Here is a 21,458-nt window from a genome sequence, read left to right as displayed (position 1 = left end):
CTCCGCATGCTCATCCGGCGGGCGACACCGCAATACCGCTGGGACGGCCGCCCGACCACCCGACGTCTCAAGTGATCCCTACTGCCGGAGGCTCTGAAAGTCGCCATCGTCGGCGCGGGGTACGGCGGCGCGGCGGCGGCCAAGGCACTGAGCCTGCTCGGCGCCGACGTCGACGTCTACGAGCAGGCGAGCCGGATCCGGGAGGTCGGCGCCGGCATCGGTCTGCGTCCTTCCACCATGAACCGGTTCCGCCAGTGGGGAATCCTCGACGCGATCGCGAAGGTGAGCTCGCCGAGCGACTACTTCGAAATCCTCAACGCCACCGGTGACCCGATCATGAAGGAGACGTGGCCGGGGACCCACGACTTCGCCGAGGAGACCAGGACCCACCTGATCCACCGCGGGGACTTCATCGACGCTCTCCTGGGCGTGCTCCCCGAGGGCATGGTGCACCTCGGCCACCAGCTGGAGACCATCCAGGACAGGGGCGACCGCTCCGTCCTCACCTTCGCGGGCGGCGAAACCGTCGAGGCCGACCTGGTCGTCGGTGCCGACGGCATCAAGTCGGTGGTGCGCCGACAGCTGTTCAGCGACAAGGGCCCGGTGTTCTCGGGTGAGCACGCCTACCGCACGGTGATCCCCGCCGACGACGCCCACGGGATGGTCGTCGACGACAACCTCCGGATGTACATCGGCCGGGGCACGAAGATCTACCTGCTGCCGCTGCGCCACCGCAATCAGGTGTCGTTCGACATCACCGCCCTGTGCCCGGACAGCACCTGGGCACCGCAGGTCACCAAGGACGACCTCCTGGCGACGGTGGACGGCTTCGACGAGCGTCTCGTGAACATCACGCGCGACCTCGACATGAACACCGTGAGCATCCGCGCGGTCTACGACATCGACCCGGTCGACACATGGCACTCGGACTCCGTCGTCCTCGTGGGCGACGCGGCCCACTCGATGCTGCACCACCAGGGTCAGGGCGCGAACTCGGCCATCGAGGACGCCGGAGCGCTCGCCGACGCCCTGCGGCAGGCGGACTCCCTGAAGGAGGCGCTGGCTCTGTACCAGACCACCCGCAAGCCGGTGACCGACGAGCTGCAGCGCATCTCGCGTCAGGGGTGGACCGAGGAAGAGATCGATGACGTCTTCCCCGGTCAGAAGCCCGCAACCGCTGCCCCGCAGGAGTGACGTCATGCCGCTGCATCCTGAGATCGCCAAGGTTCTCGCCGACCTGCCCGCGCCGCCCGAGGGTCCCCTCGACCCGGTCGCCATGCGCGCCGTGGACGAGGCGCACGTCGCTCCCCTCGACGAGCGCCTGCCGCTCCACGCGGTCGAGGACGTGACCGTGCGGACGGCGTCGGGCGAGGTACCGGTGCGTATCCACACGCCGGTCGAGGCCGACGACTACGGCGTGCTGGTCTACTTCCACGGTGGCGCGTTCTTCCTCGGCAGCCTGGAGACGCACGACCATGTCGCGCGCTCGCTGGCCGTGGAGACCGGTCTCAAGGTCGTCTCCGTCGGCTACCGCCTGGCGCCCGAGGCCGCCTTTCCGGCCGGTCTCGACGACTGCTACGCGGTCGTGCGCTGGGCTGCCGAGGAAGGTGCGAGCCTCGCCTGGGACGGCACGACCCTCGCCATCGCCGGCGACAGTTCCGGCGGCACCTTCGTCGCGGCGGTCGCGGCCAGGGCGCACGACGACGGCTTCGACCGGATCACGCACCAGGTCCTCTACTACCCCTCGCTCGACCTCGACTTCGACGTCGACCGCTATGCCTCGCTACGGGAGAACGCCGTGGGCTTCGGCCTGGAGACGGCAGGGCTGAAACCCTTCAACGCGTTCTACATCGACAGCGGCGCCGATCCGGCGGACCCTCTCGTCTCGCCGATCAAGCGGGCGGACCTCACCGGGCTGCCGCCGGCCCTCATCGTCACCGCCCAGCACGACCCGCTGCGCGACGAGGGCGAGCTCTACGGCCGGCGGCTGCGGGAGGCCGGCGTGGAGGCGACGGTGAGCCGGTACGAGGGTGCGGGCCACGGATTCGTCCAGCACTTCTCCTGGATCCCGGAGTACCACAGGGTCTTCGCCCAGACGCGCGACTTCCTCAGCCGGCGCTGACCTGCCCGACCCACGTACGAGTTCGGAAAGAAAGCCATGACGCACGCAGTCAACGTCCATCCCCTGGTCTCGCCGTGGGGCCGGTTCGGTCTCTACAGCTTCTTCATCGACGCACCCGAGCCGGCCATCGTCGACACCGGGATCGCCTCCTCGCCTGCCGAAGGGATGCTTCCCGCGCTCGAGGCGATCGGGCGCCGCATCCAGGACGTGCGCTGGATCCTGCTGACCCACGGTCACATCGACCACGTCGGCGGGGCGCATGCACTGTGGGAGCTCACCGGCCGGCGCGCACGGGTGGTGATCCACGAGGCCGACGCACCGATGCTCCGCTCGCGACGGGCCCACGTGGAGGAGTATCTCGCGGGACGGGGCCGGTACCTGGGTGACCCCGAGGGCGAGGCGAAGGTGACGGCCGCGGCGCATGCCGTCGTCTCAGGCGAGATGGAGCCCTCCATGCTCGTCAAGGGCGGCGAGACCATCTCCCTCGGCGGCGACGTCACCGTCTCGGTGCACTCGATTCCGGGTCACACGCCCGGATCGGTCGCGTACGTCGTCGAGGGCCGGCGCTCGGTGTTCGTCGGCGACGCCGTTCAGGTCCACGGGGCGGCCAACGGCTTCCCCGGCTACCTGGACCCGGTCGCCTACCGCACCAGCCTGGAGTACCTGCGTGACGAGATCCGTCCGCAGCACCTGTACCTCGGACACCCCTACCGCCGCGCCGGCGGCACGGCGTACGGAGTCGAGCTGAACGGCGCGCAGGCCCAGGAAGCCATTGCCCAGAGCCTCGCCGTCGAGGGCCGGGTCACCGCGGCCGCCTGCGGCTGCCTGCAGGCCGGCCTGCAGGAGACGGATTCTCCGTACTCGCCGTTCGCCCGCGTCGCCGAGGAGCTCGGCTACACCGGCGACCCCGCGCTCGAGCCGTCGCCGTTCTTCACCTCGATGCACGGCTACCGCACGCACCTCGACCAGAACTCGTACCGCACTGTCCCGGGGGACGACCCCCAGACCCCCAGAGGAGCTTCGCACTCATGACTGACTTTCAGACGATCCGGGCCGGTGAGCAGGCCATCGCCGTCCGCAAGGACCTCCGGGTGCCGATGCGGGACGGCGTCGAACTCGCCGTGGACGCCTACCACGGTCAGGACGAAACACCGCGGCCGGCCCTGATCGCGATGAGCGCCTACGGCAAGGAACTGCAGGCCCTCGCCCTCACCACGCCGCCGCAGCGCCGGCCCAGTCCGATGTGGGACGGCTGCATCGAGGCCGGTGACATCGCGCGCGTCGTCAAGGAGGGGTACGTCCACGTCATCGGCGACATGCGCGGAACCGGTGATTCCGGCGGTGTCATGATCGGCAACTACAACTTCGGCGGCGTTCCCCAGGGGCAGGACCTGTACGACCTCGTCGAGTGGGTCGCCGCGCAACCGTGGTGTGACGGCAACGTCGGCATGATCGGCATCTCCTACTTCGGCTCCATGCAGGTGCTCGCCGCCGCCGAGCGGCCACCGCACCTCAAGGCGATCTTCGTCAGCGGCGGCCACTACGACTTCTACGAGACCACCTACCACGGCGGCATCATGTGGTTCATGCCGCGCGCCGCCCGCGAGGGCCGCGGCGGTGACTCCGGCATCGCGCACACCGACGTCAGGTCCCGCATGCAGGAGGTCCACTCCCGCGAGGAGCTGAACAAGCTCGTCGAGGAGCGGCTGAAGGACCCGGACGTGGCGGCCTGGCCGAACCTCGTCCATGTGCTCAAGTACCCGAAGAACCGCGAGTTCTGGTTCGACATCGTGATGAACCCCCTCGACGGCGACTGGTACGAGGAGCGCAACCCGATCACGCTGGCCGAGAACATCGACATCCCGGTCTACCTGCAGATCGACCAGGGGCGCGGCTGGACCGTGGACGGCCACATCGAGTTGTTCGACGTCCTGAAGGGCCCCAAGAAGCTGGACATCGGCTCCTACCCGCCGATGCAGTCGCGTCCCTGGATCGAAGAGCACGACAAGATGTTCCGCTGGTACGACTACTGGCTCAAGGGCATCGACAACGGGATCATGGACGAGCCGGCCGTGAGCGTCTTCGTGGAGGGCTCGCGCGAGGTGGTCACCGCAGCGCAGTGGCCGCCGAAGGAGGCCGAGTACAAGTCGCTCCACCTGCGCCCGCGGCGCAAGCTCTCCTTCGAGCCCGAGCCCATGGGCGCCGAGCACGCGGCCCCCGACGGCTTCTACCAGGCACCGCTCACCGTCACCGACAAGGTGGAGGTGCTGAGTTGGAGCACCGAGCCGTTCGAGGAGCCCACCGAACTGATCGGCACCGGTGCGGCGCACCTGTTCGCGGAGATCGACCAGGACGACACCAACTTCATCCTGCGCCTGTGGGACGAGGGTCCCGGCGGCGGTCGGCAGCTGATCACCACCGGTTGCCTCAAAGCCTCCCACCGCGAGCTCGACGAGGAGCGCACCACCGAGGGCAACCCGTACCACCCGCACACCCGCGCGGTGCCGGTGGAGCCCGGGAGGATCGAGGAATACGTGTTGCGGCTCTACCCGTTCGCAGCCACATTCAAGCCAGGTCACCGCCTGGTGGCGGAGCTGTCGAACGACGAGCCGCTGGTCGACGCGCACAACGCGCTGCTGCCGCCGGACGCCTTCCACCTGCCGGTGGGCCGCCCCGTCACCCACAAGATCTACCGCGACGCCGCACACCCCTCCCGGCTCGTGCTGCCGTTCACGACATCCACGGCAACGGACGCGACACGGTAGGGCTCTGCGCGCAACGGATCCCGCACGGTCGCCAGGTGATTGTGCGTCAAACGCCGTTGTCAGTGCCTCCCCATAGAGTTCAAGCATCACTCGGGGAGCCGCGGAAAAGGAGCAGAAACGTGTCCGCCAACAAGATCCAGCACAAGGTGAATCACGTCGCGCTGGTAGTGGACTGTTCGGGTTCCATGCGTCAGCACCAGGGGCAGCTCATCCGCGTCGTGGATGAGTTCGTAGCGGGTCTGAAGGCCGAGTCGGACAGTCTCGGCCATGAGACCCGGATCAGCCTCTACTCCTTCGACCACAAGGTGGAGAACCTGGTCTGGGACATGGACGTGAAGCATCTGCCGTCCATGCGAGGTCTGTACAAAGTCAACAACGGTGCTACGGCCCTCATCGAGGCTTCTCTGAAGTCCCTGGACGACCTGGGCCATATCTGGGAGGAATACGGCGAGCACAGCTTCCTCCAGATCGTGGTGACGGACGGCGAGGAGAACGCCTCCGGCGGCGACCGGCGGCACGACGGCGATATGGCCATCCTCGGCCCCTGGCTCGACAGGATCGCGGCGAAGATGGGCGGGCTTCCGGGCCACTGGACGTCCGCGATCCTCGTTCCGAACTCCCTGGCGAAGCGCACCGCCCAGAACTACGGTTTCCCGGCCGGAAACATCGCCATCTGGGATGCGGATTCACAGGAGGGCGTCGAGGAGGCGATCGGCACCGTGCGCGCTGCCGCCACCAGCTTCCTCCGGGGCCGTGAGCAGGGCGTGCGCGGCACGAAGAACCTGTTCGCCGTCGGCCAGGACATATCGGTCGACGAGGTGCGGGCGAACCTCGAACCGATTCCGGCCGGCAGGTATCGGCTCCTGAAAGTCGACAAGGAGGTCGAGATTCGCCCCTTCGTCGATTCGCATCCGGGCGTGACGTACGAACGCGGTTCGTGTTACTACCAATTGGGCGCCAGGGCTCAGGTTCAGCCGAACAAGGAAGTCATCGTGGTCGAGAAGGACACCGATCGAGCCTATACGGGCGCCGCGGCGCGCAGCCTTCTGTTCGGTACGGGTATCCAGGGGACCGTCTCCGTGAAGGCGGGGAACAATCCCAAGTTGGAGGTGTACGTGCAGAGTCGTTCGGTGAACAGAAAGCTCAAGCCGAAGACGCGTCTGCTCATCATGCTCTGAAATTCAAGAAAAGAGTTCAGTCGGGTATACCGGAAGTCGCGGTACAGGTGGCCCGCAGAGTACCGATCTTCCGGTGGAAAATGATCAGCGCCTCCCGTGCCGCGTCCTGCGGTGAGGTGCGCAGTGTTATTGCGAACTTGCCCATTCATGCCCGGAAGGTGCCACGTGCCCGAGGGTTGTCCCGCAGTCAATGGCCGCCGTCGAGGCCGAAGTGTCACGCCCCGAAGGCGGATTCAAGTGGTCGGCGAACTACCACTGCGTTCCGAACCCTGAGGGCTGTCTCGCCAGGGATTACGGGGCAGCCCTCAGGGAGAAGAGGTCCGCCAAGGGCGTCGCGGGGGTCAGCGCCAGTCAGGAGCGCCTGAGGCGGGCGTGGGGACACTCTCGATCTTCGTCCGTATCTCCCGCATGACCGCGACGATCCGGGCCCCGTGCTCCTCGCTGAGTCGTGCCACCGGCACCGAGCAGCTGATGGCGTCGGTGGCCGGTGTGTCGTATCTCAAAGCGAAGCCGAAGCCCGCGATGCCGGGCACTGTCTCCTCGTGCTCGACGGAGTAGCCGCGCTTCCGCACTTCGGCGAGGTCGGCGAGCAGCGCGGCGCGTTCGGTGTGGGTGTTCTCCGTGAGGGCCGCCAAAGGGCCTTCGTCGAGCGGGAGTTGGTCGTCGGGGCGCTCGGCGAGCAGAGCCTTGCCGAGGGCTCCGGCGTGGGCCGGGATCCGGCGGCCGACCCGGCTGATGGTGCGCAGGTACTCGTGGGACTCGCGCGTGGCGAGGTAGATGACGTTCGGTCCGTCGAGCCGTGCCAGGTGGATCGTCTCGCCCAGCGCGTCCGAAGCCTCGTCGAGATAGGGGCGGGCCGTGCGTACGTGCGGGTCGCTGTCCAGGTAGTTCGTGCCCGTGTGCAGGGCGCGGATGCCGATGCCGTAGAGAGAGCCGGTCGTGTCGGAGCGCACCCAGTCGCAGTCGACGAGGGTCTGAAGCAGCTGGTACATGCTGCTGCGCGGGACGCAGAGCTCCTCGGCGAGTTCGTCCAGGCGTGCGGGCCGGTCGCCCCGTGCGGCGAGCAGTTCGAGCAGTGCGACGGTCCGGGCCGCCGACTTCACCCCGCGGACCCCGCTGCTTTCCGGCATGGCCTCATCCTAAATCCGCGTCGGCGCACCCATTGACCGCGTCCCGGTCACCCACCTAACCTCCGTTCCCATACATGTACGTCATCTGCATATGGGGATGTGATTCATGGAACGGGCGAGCCTCAGGGACGACGGCGGCCTCGACCTGGAGTCGTACAGGACGTATCCGACGGCCCAGCTGTTCACCGCACCTGGCGCGGTGTTCCCGGCTTGCGGAACCGGGGAGTTCAGCGCGCTGGACGAGGGCGATTGCCGCGCGGTTGTCGGGGCCACGGTCTCTCCGGTCGAGGCCGCGGCCCGGTCGCGCGGTCTGTCGGTCGGCCCCGTCCGCACCCCGCTCACCGACCCCGGCCCGGCTGACCTCGCCGGCCCGGAGAAGCTCCGCGACGACGGGCTGAACCCGGTCGGAGCCGTGCGCCGACGCGCCGCCTGACGCCGCCCCGCCACCTGCCGCACCCCCTTCACCCACCGCCCTTGCCACCGGCTCAGACGAGGAGCCGCCGGCAGGTCAGCGGTTCGACAGTTCGACAGTTCAAAGGGGAACTGACATGCCACTCCTTGTAGTCGGGATCAGCGTTCTGGTTCTGCTGCTCCTCATGACCCGACTGAAGCTCAACGGCTTCGCCGCGCTCCTGCTCGTCGCCGTCGGCGTCGCTCTGGTCCGGGGGATTCCGGTGGTCGACATCCCGGACGTCCTCTCGGAGGGCATCGGGGGTCAGGTCGGGGACACGATGCTCACCATCGGGCTCGGCGCCATGGTCGGCCGCATCATGGGGGACTCCGGCGCCGCACAGCGCATAGCCGGCAAACTCCTCGACGCCTTCGGCCCCCGCTGGGTCCAGGTGGCCATGGTGGTGACGTCCATGCTCATCGGCGTGACCATGTTCTACGAGGTCGCCTTCATCATCATCGTGCCCATCGCGTTCACACTGGTCAGGGTCACCGGGGCGAACCTGCTGTGGGTGGGCCTGCCGATGTCGATCGCTCTGTCCACGATGCACAGCTTCCTGCCGCCGCACCCCGGCCCCACCGCCGTGGCCGCGACCTTCCACGCCTCCGTCGGCCACACCCTCTTCTACGGCCTCTTCATCGCCGTACCGGCCGGTGCGCTCGTCGCGCTCGTGTGGCCGCGCCTGCCGTTCGTCAGGGCGATGAACCCCTCCATACCCAAGGGCCTGGTCAGTGAGCGCGAGTTCACCGACGAGGAGATGCCCGGCATGGGCTGGTCGCTGTTCGTGGCCCTCTTCCCGGTGGTGCTGATCGCCGGCGCGGCCGTGACCGACATGGTCACGTCCGGCGAGAACTCGTTCCTGCACGTGGTTGCCTTCGTCGGCTCGGCGCCGATCGCGCTCCTTCTGACCTTCCTCCTGGCGGTCTGGGCGTTCGGACCGCGGATCGGCCGCAGCCTGGCGGACGTCAGCGCCTCCTGCTCCTCGGCGGCCCAGGCGATGGCGATGATCCTCCTGGTGATCGGCGCGGGCGGCGCCTTCAAGAACGTCCTCGTCGAAGGCGGGATCTCCGACTACATCAAGGACGCCACGGAGAGCTGGTCGATCTCGCCGATCATCCTGGCGTGGCTCATCGCGGTCATCCTCCGCGTCGCGCTCGGTTCGGCGACGGTCGCCGTCGTCACGGCCTCCGGCGTGGTGCTGCCGCTCCTGGCGGGCAGCGGGGCCCACCCCGAGATGATGGTGCTCGCCGTCTCGTGCGGGTCGATCGCCTTCTCCCATGTCAACGACCCGGGATTCTGGTTGTTCAAGGAGTACTTCAACCTCTCGGTCATCGAGGCGATCAAGGTCCGTACCAGCTATACGACGGTGCTCGCGGTCCTCGGCCTGGGCGGCGTCCTGGCGGGAGAGTGGGTCCTCGACTTCCTCAGTCTCTGAAGCCCCTGATCACAGTCCCGCCTCGCCCCTACCCAAGGAACCGACAAGCATGAGTCAGCCGACCATCACCCACTGTGCCGTCTACCCCGTCGCCGGCCGCGACTGCATGGAGCTGAACCTCTCCGGCGCCCACGGTCCCTACTTCACCCGCAACGTCGTCGTCCTCAGGGATTCCGACGGCCGTACGGGACTGGGGGAGGTGCCCGGCGGCGAGAAGATCACTCGGACGCTGCGGGACGCCGAGTCCCTGGTCGTCGGCGCGAAGGTGGGCGACTACAAGCGCGTCCTGCGTGAGATCGGGAACCGCTTCGCGGACTGCGACTCGGGCGGACGAGGCGCCCAGACCTTCGACCTGCGGACCACCGTCCACGCCGTCACGGCCGTCGAATCGGCGCTGCTCGACCTGCTCGGCCAGCACCTCGAGGTGCCGGTCGCGGCCCTGCTCGGCGACGGCCGGCAGCGGGACTCCGTACGGGTGCTGGGCTATCTCTTCTACGTCGGCGACCCCGACCGCACCGACCTGGATTACGTCCGCGAGCCCGACTCGGACATCGACTGGTACCGCCTCCGGCACGAGGAGGCGCTCACCCCCGAGTCGATCGTCCGTCAGGCCGAGGCGGCCTACGACCTGTACGGCTTCCGGGACTTCAAGCTCAAGGGCGGAGTTCTGGCGGGCGCCGAGGAGGTCGAGGCCGTACGCGCGCTCAAGGACCGCTTCCCCGGGGCGCGGATCACCCTGGACCCGAACGGCGCGTGGTCGCTGCGCGAGGCGGTCGAGCTGTGCTCGCCGCTGGTGGGCACGCTCGCCTACGCCGAGGATCCCTGCGGGGCGGAGGGTGGCTACTCCGGACGCGAGATCCTCGCCGAGTTCCGCCGCGCCACGGGCCTTCCGACGGCGACCAACATGATCGCCACCGACTGGCGACAGCTGGCCCACGCCCTGGCCCTGCAATCGGTCTCCATCCCGCTGGCCGACCCGCACTTCTGGACGATGCAGGGCTCGGTGCGCGTGGCGCAGCTGTGCAACGCGATGGGCCTGACCTGGGGCTGCCACTCCAACAATCACTTCGACATCTCGCTCGCCATGATCACGCACTGTGGCGCCGCGGCCCCGGGCGAGTACAACGCCCTGGACACGCACTGGATCTGGCAGGAGGGCCTGGAGCGGCTCACCGTCACCCCGCCACGGATCGTCGACGGCGAGATCGCCGTCCCCGACGCCCCCGGCCTGGGCATCGAACTCGACATGGACCGCCTCCTCGCGGCCCACGAGCTCTATCGGAAAGAGGCACTGGGGGCGCGGGACGACGCTGCCGGCATGAAGTACCTCGTGCCTGGCTGGAGGTTCGACGCCAAGCGCCCCTGCCTGGTGCGTTAGTGCTGCGACCGGAAAGGTTCACCGGCTCGTGACGCCCGGCAACGCAGCGAGCGTGCGTGCCAGGCGTCGCGTGCCAGGCGGGACTTCCGACACACGCCCTGGTGCCCTGACCGGACAGGTCAGCCGGAAGCTCGTGGCTTCCGGCATGGACAGCCCTTGGGTGGTCGGCGCACCGACTGCCGGATCTCGGCGGCCGCCGCTCGGTCGAAACTCACGCAGCGTTCGAGTCCTCGTTGCGCTCCGGCCCCTCCCCAGGTCGTGAAGGTCTGCCGTCCGTTCTCATGGACGTGGCCACCTGGCAGTCAGCACCCGGAGAAGTGACAGCGGGCTGCCGGCTTCCCCGGCGTGCAGGGGAGCCGGGGAGGGAGCGGATGCAGCGGTCAGAGCCACGAGGGTGAGCAGCGCGCACACGGGGTAGGCCCAGCCGAGCACAGCGAGGGGCCATGAGTAGTCGAACGAGAAGATCCGGGGATGGAGTTGTACCAGCCAGAAAGCGAGATGGCAGGTCAGCGTCGTCACCCAGGCGGCCTGAGCGGCTGCGCGCCAACGGGTGCGGTGCGGGGTGTGGAGGAGCCAGAACAGGGCCGGGATGGCCCAGACCCAGTGGTGGGACCACGAGATGGGGCTGGCCAGGAGGCCGAACACCTGCACCGCGAGGAGGCAGCCGAGCCGGTCGGACCGCTGTGCGCTGCGCACTCCGGCGAGGAGTGCCAGCACGCCCACCAGAGCGGTCGCCGTCCACCATGGGGCGGACATGCCCACATCGTGGCCGAGCGAGCGCGAAAGCGCCCCACGCAACGACTGGTTGAGCCCGGACCCGACGGGGCCGACGCGTGCGGCATCGCCCATCGCATGGAGCCAGAAGTCGCGGGAGGGCCCTGGTGCCAGCCACCATCCGGTCGCCGCCGCGGCGAAGAACGCCACGGCCGACCACGCGGCAGCTGTCCAGCGCCTGCGGATGAGGAAGTAGAGACCGGTGACCGCCGGGGTCAGCTTGATCGCGGCGGCGATTCCGACACCGAATCCCGCCGCGGCTGCCGCGCGCTGCTGGACGGCGAGGACGATCAGGGCCGCGAGCAGCAGATTGATCTGTCCGAAGGCGAGTGTGGTGGTGACCGGTTCGATCCACATCAGGGCGGCGCTCCACAGCAGTACCCGCTGCCGGTGCTGCTCGGGTGGTGTGTCCGGGGCGGCCAGGCGCAGGCTGCCGTGAACGAAGGCGACCAGGGCCAGGAGCGAGGCCGCCGTCCAGGCGGCCGCCGCCGGCGGGAACGGGAGCGCGGAGAGGGGAAGGAAGAGGGCAGCGGCGAACGGGGGGTAGGTGAAGGGCAGAGGGAAGATGTCGGGGCCGGGCAGGTGGAGCCGGAAGGCGTACAGGTCGCCGGAGAGCAGATGGGTGGAACCGGTGCGGTAGACCCGCAGGTCCACCATGCCGGAACGGGTGCAGGCGGGGATCCATACCAGCAGCAGCATCACCAGGGAACTCACGGCCAGCACCCAGGCCGCCCGGTGGGCCAGTGCGGTCCGCACCGCCGGCAGTGGTGGCCACCGAAGCTGTGGGTCCTGAGGTTCCCGGCCCCGTGGCGGAACGGCGTTGTCGTCCACGGCGGTTGTCATGGTTGTGCCCTCCAACGTCGCTCGATCGCGGGCGAATGCCCGGGAAGTCCCGGCCGGAGCACCTCTGCCGGCAGGGGTGCCGCGTTCACGTCACCATCAGGGTGAAGGCGCCGGGAACCGGCCTGTCTCGGCGGCTCCGGTCATGGCGAGGGCTGCCTGCTCCCGACTCCGCAGAGCCGTCCATGCCAGAACCGAAATGGTCAACGACCCCCCGATGACGGCTGCGACCGCATAGGTCCAGGTGGGCCCCCGGCCCGCGGGCAGTACCAGCAGGAGCAGAGCGACCACCGCCCCCTTCGCCCGGGCATCCGCCAGAGTGCGCCACGCCACCACAGCGAGCGGCACCCCGCCCCACAGCAGGTACCACACCTGCACCGCGGGAGCGCACATCACCAGGGCCAGCAGCCCCATTGCCGCAGCGCGTTCCGCCCCACAGCGGGGAGCACGCCATAGGCAGAACACCACCGCGCCCAGCCCCACCAGCGTCCCGACCGTGCGTGCCGCGGTCACCGCCCCCGGCGCGGCGTTCCATCCCACCGTGGCCGCGGTCCACTCCAGCACTCTGCCCACGTCCGTGCTCACCGACAGCAGCGTGTACACCTCGGCCGGCGTACGCATGGTCCGCAGCCACCCCCACCCCTGCCCGCACAGGGTCACACCCAGCCACAGCGTTCCGCCGGCCACCAGGGCGATCCCCAGAGCACGACCGCATCGCCGCCACCACCCTGACTGCGCGGCCACCGCCACCATCGCGGCACACCCCAATGCCACCGCGGCCGGGGCCTTCACCAGCACGGCCGCCATCAGCACCGCCGTGCCCAGCCCCCATCGCCCGGAGCGGAAGGCCACGAAACCGGCCATCATCAGGCCGACCATCAGTGCCTCGTTGTGCGCACCGCCCACCACATGCGCCAACATCAACGGATTGAGCGGCGCCGCCCACCAGACCCCTCCACCGCCGGCACCCGTCCGTACCGCCAGCCGCTGCACCGACCACGCCAGCAGGGCCAGCCCGGCGAGCGCCACCAGCCGGAGCCCCACGACCGCGGCGACCACACGATGCTCCCCGGTCACCGATACCACGGCTTCGCTCGTCAGCACGGACACCGGCCCGTACGGGGCCGGTGCGTCCCGCCACAGCTCCGGGACATTGGCGGCGAGCGGGCCGCCCAGTGCCGTCGGGCCGACCTCGTAGACGTTCCAGCCGCGCAGGGCCAGCGCACCCTGGGCCATGTAGCTGTAGACGTCAGCGCTGAACAGCAACGGCGCGGGCAGCAGAGGCAACGCCCAGCATCCCAGCGTGCTCCACTGCTGCCTCCGGCTCATCACCGCACCGGCCCGCAAGAGCGTGCCCAACTGCCACCAGGCCCACACCAGCAGCCCGAGTCCGGCATACGCTGCCGTCGCACCCACCGCTGTGACGAGCGGGCCCGGTGCTCCCCACACCCCGTCCCGCACGCCCTGCGGCAACGCGCCGGCGCCCCACGCGCCCGCCGAGAGCAGCACGGAACCCCACATGCCCCGCAGCGTCCATTCCCGGACCGTGCTCCTCACCGCTCTCATTCGGCCGAAACTAGGTCCCTCCCCGGATCGCCGAACCAGCACCCGTGAAAGAGAAGGCGAACTCGGGATGTCGGCCTGTTGTCCGCGGTCGGGCCCGTGACGGGGGCAGTCCGATCCCACGCGTGAGCTCGGACGGACCGTCACGGAAAGGGCGGAGTCGCTCGCGTCCGTCGCGACAGCTCTTCGCGATCTCGGCTGCGGCGGCCCGCCGTGGCTCTGGCACTGACACTGAAAGCGACTCAGAACCCAGGCCACCGACAATCCTTCCACTGGTTGTTTACGGGTGATGTAACTCCATTCACCTGCGCTGCCGAGGATTCGCCACGGGCATGTCGTACATCGTCACGGCGTGCCCTTCACCTTGTGGCGAACAGGAAGGACGGCTGCTGATGCGGCCCACAGAGCGGCGAGAACGGCCGGCCGGCAGATCAGGTGGACGAAGACTCGCGGGGGCGGCTCTCACCGCGCTGCTCCTCGTGGGCGGCAACCTGACGGCGGCGTACGCCGAAACCGGTTCGGAGCAGCGCACACCGGGGCAGAGCGGGACGGCGGAGTCCACGAGCCTGCCGACCCTCACTCCCGGCGACGGTGCATATCTGGAAGGCACGCAGAAGGTCGCGGGCACGCCCACGCCGGCCGGTGACTCCGTGACGCGGCTCGCGGTCGACGGGAAGACCGTCGACGGCGAGCGGACGGTCGGGGTGTCCCGGCTCAGTTTCGATGTCGGGTCGAACTCGACCGAGGCCCGCTACCACAACTACGTGCTGGTCAACGGCGAGTACCGGGCGGACATCGGCGACCTCGTCAACGAGCGGGGCACGATCGAGATCCCGAACCAGCACCTCGTCAAGGGCGAGAACAAGATCGAGTTCTTCGCCGGCACGGTCGACAGCTCGTGCGGCACCAACTACGACGATTTCGTGCTCTCCGACATCGGCCTTGACCTGCTCGGCGAGGTCGCGGACGGTGAGGAGAACGAGTACACGTACTCCTTCGGCGACGGCAGCTGCGGTTCCAACCCCTCGCTGCTGACGAAGGCCGCACTCAGCTTCTTCGTCCTGGGCGACCCGCAGGGCACCACCGGCCTCACAGCAGACCTGGACACCGCGAAGCTCGCCAACGGTGTGCACACGCTCACCGCGACTTCCGCCGCGGGCAGGACCGTCAAGAACACCGTGACGGTGAACAACGCCCCGGCGGGAGCCCCCGGGTTGCTGCCCAAGGACGGCACGCTGGTGGCCGGCCGGCAGTCGGTGTTCACGAACCTCCCGGCGGGTGCCGAGGGCGCCGTCGAGTCGCTGACCGTGGACGGCGACGCGCCCGTCACCGATGCGCACCTCGGCAACGGCGCGGCGACCTTCTCCTTCGACGTCGGGTCGGACTCGATCGACGACCGGTACGACAACTACCTGCTGGTCAATGGCAAGCGCATCGACATGGGCGGCACCTGGGTGAGCCAGCGGGTCGACATCGCGATTCCGGCGCGATTCCTGGTGCCCGGTGACAACACCGTCACGGTGGTCACCAGCCCGTACAAGGAGAGCTGCGGCAACAACCGCGACGACTTCGACATCTCGCGTCTCGCACTCGCTTTCGACGGCGGCACCGTCACCGGCCGCGACATCGCGGACTCCTACGCCATGGGCGACGGCACGTGCGGCAACAACGACACCCGCCTGCGCGAGGTGGAACTGCACTACACGATCGACGCCCCGGCCGTGCACGTCTCCGACACCCTCGGCTCCGGCAACGCGACCCTCGGCTTCACCGTGGGCAGCAACTCGATCGAGGCCCGCTACCAGAACCACATTCTGGTGAACGGTCAGAAGCACGTGATCGACAGCGACTTCGTCAGCCGGCACGTCGACCTGACGTTCCCCAACGAGTGGCTCGTCCCCGGCTGGAACACGATCGACTTCGTCGCCGGCACCTATCCGACGTCGTGCGGCGACAACCACGACGACTTCGCCGTCTCCGGCATCACCCTCACCCCGGCGAACGGCACCGCAGCCGGCCGGATGCTCAAGGGCTCGTACAGCCTCGGTGACGGCAACTGCGGCGACAACGTCAACCCGCTGACCGAGATCGACCTCGAGTTCTTCGTCGAGGGCCCGGCCCAGGGCCTGCGCGCAGACCTCGACACCACGAAGCTCGACGACGGCAAGCACACCCTGGCCGCGACGTCGAAGACCGGCAGCACCGCGACCCGGGTCCTGGTCACCGACAACTCCGCCCCGCGGGTGGCGGCCAGCGTCCCCGCCGCCGCTCAGAGGATCACCGCCTCGGTCGTCCTCGACGTCCGGCTCGAGGACCTCTCCGGCGTGGTGAACGGCCCGGACGTCAAGCTGGACGGCAAGCCGGTCCAGCTCGGTGCCCCGGTGGGGCCGGGCCTGTCCGCCGGCGAGCACACCCTGACGGTGTCCGGCACCGACGGCATCGGCAACAGCGGCACCCGCAAGGTGACGTTCACCTCCGCCGGCATCCCGGACGTCCCCGCCGACCTCACCCCGAAGTCCGGGACGAACGACGCGGGCAGCAGCGTCAAGCTGTCGGCGAAGGTGGCCGAGCCCGACGGCGGCGAGGTGAGCGCCACGTTCTCCGAGGCCGAGATCCTCACCCCGAACCAGGTGTTCCAGGGCACGGCCGCGTCCGTTCCCACCACGCTCGAGGTCAAGGGCGAGAAGAAGGTGAAGGCCGAAGGCCTCGCCCCCGCCGACGGCAGGACGCTCGAGGCGCCGGCCGCCGAGGACGTCACGTTCCAGCGGTTCGACGTCCAGGTGAAGGGCCACGTCGACGCCCCGGTGCTGCGCTGGGAGGGTGTCATCGACCCCGAGCGGCTCGCCGCGTTGCGTGTGTGGAACACCGCGACGTCGAAGTGGGACGTCCTGACCAGCGCCCGCGGCGTCGCCGAGGGCGACACCGTCCTGACCGCCGTCGTCGACCGGAAGTACGTCGACAGGCAGCAGGTCCACGCCATGGTGACCGGCGAGGATCCGTTCGCCGACGACATCGACGCCGGTGACCCGAACGGGTTCGCCGACCCCGACTCGTACGACTTCTCGATCGTCCACTACACCGACACGCAGTACCTCTCCGAGGGGGCGGTGGAGCAGGAGACACCCGAGGAGCGCGCGGTCTGGGAGAAGGCCTACGGCGACGTGTCGCGCTGGATCGCCGACAACAAGGACAAGCGCAAGATCGCGTACGTCGCCCACACCGGCGACATCATCGAGAACAACATCCGCAAGCCCGCCGACGAGGCCATGCAGCGCCAGGTCACCGGCGAGCTGGAGCTGTCCTCGAAGCAGCAGAAGATCCTGGACGACGCAGGTGTGCCCAACGGTGTGATCGCGGGCAACCACGACAACCAGTCGGGCACCGAGAACGGGCCGGGCGCGATCTACAACCAGTACTACGGGCCCGAGCGCTACCAGGCGCTCTCCAAGGGCTGGAAGCACGCCGAGTACGGCGGCCCGTGGCGCGAGGGCGACAACCAGAACCACTACGACCTGTTCTCCGCCGGCGGCCTCGACTTCGTCGTGGTCGGCCTCTCCTACGGCGTGACGCGCGAGGAGGCCGAATGGGCCGACTCGGTCTTCAAGCGCTTCCCCGACCGCAACGGCATCCTGCTCTCGCACGACTACCTCGCGCCGAGCAGCAGCCCGAGCGGACGCGGCGCCCCGTTCTCCGCTCCCGACGGCTCGATGCTGTACAAGAAGGTGGTCCAGGACAACCCGAACGTGTTCCTGATCCTCGCCGGTCACGAGCACGGCGTCGGCACCAACGTGAAGCCCAAGGTCGGCGAGGTCGCACACGGCGTCGTCGAACTGCTCGCGGACTACCAGTTCTACACGGTGTCCGCGGACCGGCTCGGGCTCACCGAGATCGGCGGCTACAAGCCCGACGACAGGCTCCAGTTCGGCGCGAGCTTCTTCCGGATGCTCCAGTTCGACGTCGATCGCTCCGAGTTGACCGTGGACACCTACTCGCCGCTGCTCGACGAGTTCGGTGCCACCGAGTACGACACGAACCACCGCTACGACGGCACCGAGGACAACATGGTGCTGCCGATCGACCTCAGCAGCCGCAAGACGACCTTCAAGACCGACTCGCTGGCGCTCTACGACCCCGTGAGCGTCATCGGGAAGACCACGGTCGACTCCGGTGAGACGGCCTCGGTGACCTGGAAGGGACTCAAGCCCGGCACGACCCACGCGTGGTTCGTCACGGCGCGCTCCACCGGCGGCGGCGTGACCGCCTCCGAGCCGAGTGCGTTCGTGACCAAGGACGCCAACGGCCGGCCCGGCGTCTGGGGCGCGGACACACCCGCGTACCCCTGGTTCACGTCGCCCACCGACCGGCGGTGACCGGTTGACGCGCCGGTAGCGCCTGTCCGGCACCCACGCCCGTCGTCCCGGACCCGACCGGTCCGGGACGACGGGCTCGCCGCCGTTCGCCCCCTCGACAACGAGAACCGAGACCTCCATGCGTCCCGCCCCCTTGCCCACTCCGACGCTCCCGCCCTCCTCCTGGCTGCCCCGGCTCCCGCCGCGGCGACTGTCCGCCGCGCTCCTCACCACCGTCGCGGCCCTGGTGGCCGTGCTCGCCGCCGGCCTCGCCCATCCGCCCCCCGCCGCCGCGCACGACATGACCTCAACCGCGTACGTCGAGGTGGAGTCCACCGGAGCCCGTGTCGAGGCGACCCTGGACCTCGAATACGACCTGCTCATGAAGTCGGCCTGGCTCTACGCCGAGGCATACGAGGCGAAGGACCGCGCAGAGCAGCTGCACCAGCTCCACACCCATGCCGGCGCGGTGACCGAGTACGTCACGGGACGCTTCGCCGTCACCCACGACGGCAAGGTCTGCACACCCCGCCGCGCCGACGACGTGGACATCCGCACCCGCGGCAACCGGCCGTTCGCCGTCCTCACCCTGGCCTACACCTGCGCGGGCGGCACAGACGGCACCTACACGATCTCCAGCGCCCTGTTCCCCGACACCGAGAGCTTCGTCCACAGCGCCGAGACGATCGTCCACTACGACATCGACGGACAGAGGGGTTCCCAGGTCCTGTCCGCCGCCGAGCCGACCCTGGAGACCGGCGGACACCACGAGTCGCACCAGATCGTGGAGTTCTTCCTGCTCGGCACCGAGCACCTGCTGTTCGGCCCGGACCACATCCTCTTCCTGCTGTCGCTGCTCATCGGCGCCCGCGGCCTGCGCGACATCGTTCTCGCGGCGACCGCTTTCACGGCCGCGCACAGCGTCACGTTCCTCCTGGCGGCGACGGGCGTCGTGAACGTGCCGGGATCGGTCGTGGAGCCCGTCATCGCCGCCTCCATCGCCGTCGTGGCGCTGGCCAACGTCGCCCTGCGCGACCGTGAGGGGGCCGGGCGCTGGCGGCTGCCGGCCGTGTTCCTGTTCGGCCTCGTCCACGGTCTGGGCTTCGCCGGCGCGCTCGGCATCGACGAGAGCCCTTCCTGGGAACTGCTGTTGTCGCTGCTGAGCTTCAACACCGGCATCGAGGCCGTGCAATTGGGCATCATCGCCGTGGTGTTCCCGCTGCTGCTCCTCCTTCGCCGGACTCCCGCACACCGCTGGGCCCTGCCAGCGATGGCCGCGCCCATCGTGATCGTCAGTCTGTACTGGTTCTGGGGCCGGGTGGTCGACGCGGTGTGACCGAGTGGGCGGGAGGCGCGGGACGCGCTTTTGAGCGGAAGCACGGGACGGAGTGGATGCGGCGCCCGGTCGTCTTCGAGGACCCTTCTTGGCGCCATCCGTCGTCAGCGGCGACCTCACGCATGAGCGTGGTCACGGACTGGCCGACGACGTCCTCGGCGGACCACCCGAACAGCTCCTCGGCAACGCGCCCTCATCGATGAGGGCCGCTCACGTCACGCCACTGGTCCAACGGGTCGAGCAGTTCCTCGACCTGCCGGCGGACGCTCTCCGTACGGGACGATCGCGCAGCCAGGCCATGAGCCCGTCCGCGATGCTGCCGGGCAGCACGTCCACGTGCTCGCAGGTCTCCACATCCACGAACAGCCGGGTGTCGATCGACTCCGTCGAGGTCGGACGGCGCCGTCACCCACGTGGCGGCGCCCCGGGGCGGTGGTGCGGACCGCTTCCGCGCAGGCGGTCCGGTCGTGAAGGGCGTCCGGTGCGATACCGGCGTAGAAAGGGGAGGGGACGCCGGTACGACTCAGGGAGTGACCAGCCATGCAGATCGTTGTGGACCTCACGCGCTGCGAGGGCTATGCGCAATGCGTCTTCCTCGCGCCGGAGGTGTTCGAACTGCACGGTGAAGAGGGGTTGCTGTACACCTCGGCCGCGCCGGACGACCAGGCCGGGCGTGTGCGTCAGGCCGCGGCGGCGTGCCCGGTCCAGGCCATCCTCGTCGGCGAGGAGGTGAGCGCCGGTGCCCGGTGATCTGCGGGACGGCCGCATCGTCATCGTCGGCGCGTCGCTGGCCGGGTTGAGGGCCGCGGAAACGCTGCGCGAGGAAGGCTTCAGCGGCTCACTGACCGTGGTGGGGGATGAGCCCTGTCCGCCGTACGACCGGCCACCGCTGTCCAAGCAGGTGCTGCTCGGCAAGGTGCCGGCGGAGACCACGGGGCTGCCGATGCGCCGGGATCCGGACGCCGACTGGCGGCTGGGAGTACGTGCCACCGGCCTGGACCCTCTCGAGAAGCGGTTGATGCTGGCCGACGGCGAGTCGCTGCCGTTCGACCGGCTGCTGATCGCCACCGGGACCCGGGCACGGCCCTGGCCCAACCCGGAGGAGGCATCCCTGGACGGGGTGTTCACCTTGCGCACCCGTGACGAGGCCGGGGGGCTGGCCGAGCGACTGGCCGCCGGGCCGGGCCGGGTGCTGGTGATCGGCGGCGGCTTCACCGGCTCGGAGATCGCCTCGGCCTGCCGGGAACGAGGACTGGACGTCACGGTCGCCGAACGCGGTCCCGCACCCCTGGTGGGCGCGCTGGGCGGGACGCTGTCGAAGCTTGCGGCCGTCATGCAGCGCAACCACGGCGTCGATCTGCGCTGCGGGGTGACGGTCACCGCGCTGCGCGGGGACGGGAACGGCCGGTTCATCGGTGCGGACCTGTCCGACGGCAGCCGTGTCGACGCGGACGTGTGCGTCGTGGCGTTGGGGGCGGTTCGCAACGTCGAGTGGCTGGCGGAGTCCGGGCTGGCGGCGGGCCCTCGCGGTATCGCCTGTGACGCCGGGTGCCGTGCCTTCAACATGTACGGCATCGTCACCGACGACATCTTCGTGGCCGGCGATGTCTCCCGCTTCCCGCACCCGCTGTTCGGCTATCAGATGCTCTCGCTGGAGCACTGGGGCAACGCGGTCGCGCAGGCGGAGGTGGCCGCCCACAACATGGTCAATCCGGGGCCACTGCGGCGCCCGCACCTGGCCATCCCGGTGTTCTGGTCGACCCAGTTCGGGCTCAACATCAAGTCCGTGGGCGTGCCGACCTACTCCGACCACGTGGTCATCGCCCAAGGATCTCTGGAGGCGCGCCGTCTGGCGATGGTCTACGGCTACCAGGGGCGGGTCACCGCCGCGGTCACCGTCGACATGGCCAAGTCGCTCGACTACTACCGGCACCTGATCGAGACCGCGGCCCCGTTCCCACCCCCGCCCGGTGCGGCGGACCGTGCGATCGCGGCCGACGTCCCGATTCCGTCCGACGTACCGGATCCGAAGGGGCTGTCCCACGGCCCCACCGTGGCGCTCACCGGTCACCTGCCCGATCGCCGACTGACCGTGGTGCAGCCGACCGGCTGACCCGACGTCCCGCCAACCACGAGG

At 69.3% G+C, this 21,458-nt stretch carries 15 protein-coding genes; 12 read left to right on the top strand and 3 right to left on the bottom strand.

From position 1 onward, the window contains the following. Positions 1 to 81: 81 nt before the first annotated feature. From ACFU6I_RS16835 to ACFU6I_RS16815, 5 genes are all read left to right on the top strand, one after another. A complete protein-coding gene (locus ACFU6I_RS16835; RefSeq protein WP_384366731.1) occupies positions 82 to 1,194 on the top strand; it encodes an FAD-dependent monooxygenase in 1,113 nt (370 codons plus the stop codon). A gap of 4 nt (positions 1,195 to 1,198) precedes the next feature. Then, a complete protein-coding gene (locus ACFU6I_RS16830) occupies positions 1,199 to 2,122 on the top strand; it encodes an alpha/beta hydrolase (RefSeq protein WP_384366725.1) in 924 nt (307 codons plus the stop codon). Between the two features lie 36 nt (positions 2,123 to 2,158). Beyond that, positions 2,159 to 3,154, top strand: coding sequence for an MBL fold metallo-hydrolase (locus ACFU6I_RS16825; protein WP_384366722.1), 996 nt, complete (start codon positions 2,159 to 2,161; stop codon positions 3,152 to 3,154). Next, positions 3,151 to 4,887 (top strand): CocE/NonD family hydrolase, encoded by a 1,737-nt coding sequence (locus tag ACFU6I_RS16820; RefSeq protein WP_384366719.1) that lies wholly within the window; start codon positions 3,151 to 3,153, stop codon positions 4,885 to 4,887. Before ACFU6I_RS16825 ends, ACFU6I_RS16820 begins: the two co-directional genes overlap by 4 nt. Before the next feature lie 119 nt (positions 4,888 to 5,006). Further along, positions 5,007 to 6,065 (top strand): VWA domain-containing protein, encoded by a 1,059-nt coding sequence (locus ACFU6I_RS16815; protein ID WP_384366716.1) that lies wholly within the window; start codon positions 5,007 to 5,009, stop codon positions 6,063 to 6,065. 341 nt (positions 6,066 to 6,406) lie between these two features. Here ACFU6I_RS16815 and ACFU6I_RS16810 read toward each other — a convergent pair whose 3' ends face one another. After that, on the bottom strand, positions 6,407 to 7,195 hold the full coding sequence (locus tag ACFU6I_RS16810; protein ID WP_384366713.1) for an IclR family transcriptional regulator: 789 nt from the start codon (positions 7,193 to 7,195) through the stop codon (positions 6,407 to 6,409). Positions 7,196 to 7,301: 106 nt separating this feature from the next. On the opposite strand from ACFU6I_RS16810, the gene ACFU6I_RS16805 reads away from it, so the two are divergent. From ACFU6I_RS16805 to ACFU6I_RS16795, 3 genes are all read left to right on the top strand, one after another. After that, the gene (locus tag ACFU6I_RS16805) at positions 7,302 to 7,628 is read left to right on the top strand and encodes a hypothetical protein (RefSeq protein ID WP_384366710.1); all 327 of its coding nucleotides are present in this window, start codon (positions 7,302 to 7,304) and stop codon (positions 7,626 to 7,628) included. A 115-nt stretch (positions 7,629 to 7,743) separates the two neighbouring features. After that, positions 7,744 to 9,081 carry a gluconate:H+ symporter gene (locus tag ACFU6I_RS16800; protein ID WP_384366707.1) on the top strand — a complete coding sequence of 446 codons (1,338 nt, stop codon included), beginning with the start codon at positions 7,744 to 7,746 and terminating at the stop codon, positions 9,079 to 9,081. A gap of 49 nt (positions 9,082 to 9,130) precedes the next feature. Continuing rightward, positions 9,131 to 10,459 (top strand): enolase C-terminal domain-like protein, encoded by a 1,329-nt coding sequence (locus ACFU6I_RS16795; protein ID WP_384366704.1) that lies wholly within the window; start codon positions 9,131 to 9,133, stop codon positions 10,457 to 10,459. A 279-nt stretch (positions 10,460 to 10,738) separates the two neighbouring features. Here ACFU6I_RS16795 and ACFU6I_RS16790 read toward each other — a convergent pair whose 3' ends face one another. Further along, a complete protein-coding gene (locus tag ACFU6I_RS16790) occupies positions 10,739 to 12,076 on the bottom strand; it encodes a glycosyltransferase 87 family protein (protein ID WP_384366701.1) in 1,338 nt (445 codons plus the stop codon). A gap of 96 nt (positions 12,077 to 12,172) precedes the next feature. Beyond that, the gene (mptB, locus tag ACFU6I_RS16785; protein WP_384366698.1) at positions 12,173 to 13,639 is read right to left on the bottom strand and encodes a polyprenol phosphomannose-dependent alpha 1,6 mannosyltransferase MptB; all 1,467 of its coding nucleotides are present in this window, start codon (positions 13,637 to 13,639) and stop codon (positions 12,173 to 12,175) included. A 389-nt stretch (positions 13,640 to 14,028) separates the two neighbouring features. On the opposite strand from mptB, the gene ACFU6I_RS16780 reads away from it, so the two are divergent. The 4 genes from ACFU6I_RS16780 to ACFU6I_RS16765 all read left to right on the top strand — a co-directional run bounded on the left by ACFU6I_RS16780 (position 14,029) and on the right by ACFU6I_RS16765 (position 21,434). Then, a complete protein-coding gene (locus ACFU6I_RS16780) occupies positions 14,029 to 18,006 on the top strand; it encodes a metallophosphoesterase (protein ID WP_384366695.1) in 3,978 nt (1,325 codons plus the stop codon). 118 nt (positions 18,007 to 18,124) lie between these two features. After that, positions 18,125 to 19,321, top strand: a complete 1,197-nt coding sequence (locus ACFU6I_RS16775) for a HupE/UreJ family protein (protein ID WP_384366692.1) — start codon at positions 18,125 to 18,127, stop codon at positions 19,319 to 19,321. A 540-nt stretch (positions 19,322 to 19,861) separates the two neighbouring features. Then, entirely contained in the window at positions 19,862 to 20,071 is a 210-nt protein-coding gene (locus tag ACFU6I_RS16770; protein ID WP_384366689.1) for a ferredoxin, read from the top strand. Further along, positions 20,061 to 21,434 (top strand): NAD(P)/FAD-dependent oxidoreductase, encoded by a 1,374-nt coding sequence (locus ACFU6I_RS16765; protein WP_384366686.1) that lies wholly within the window; start codon positions 20,061 to 20,063, stop codon positions 21,432 to 21,434. The genes ACFU6I_RS16770 and ACFU6I_RS16765 overlap by 11 nt, the downstream gene beginning before the upstream one ends. Positions 21,435 to 21,458: the final 24 nt, after the last annotated feature.

The sequence above is a fragment of the Streptomyces sp. NPDC057486 genome (assembly GCF_042802415.1).
Lineage (GTDB): Bacteria > Actinomycetota > Actinomycetes > Streptomycetales > Streptomycetaceae > Streptomyces > Streptomyces yanii.
Note: the sequence above shows the minus strand (reverse complement) of the source record. Positions and strands in the feature narration are given on the sequence as shown.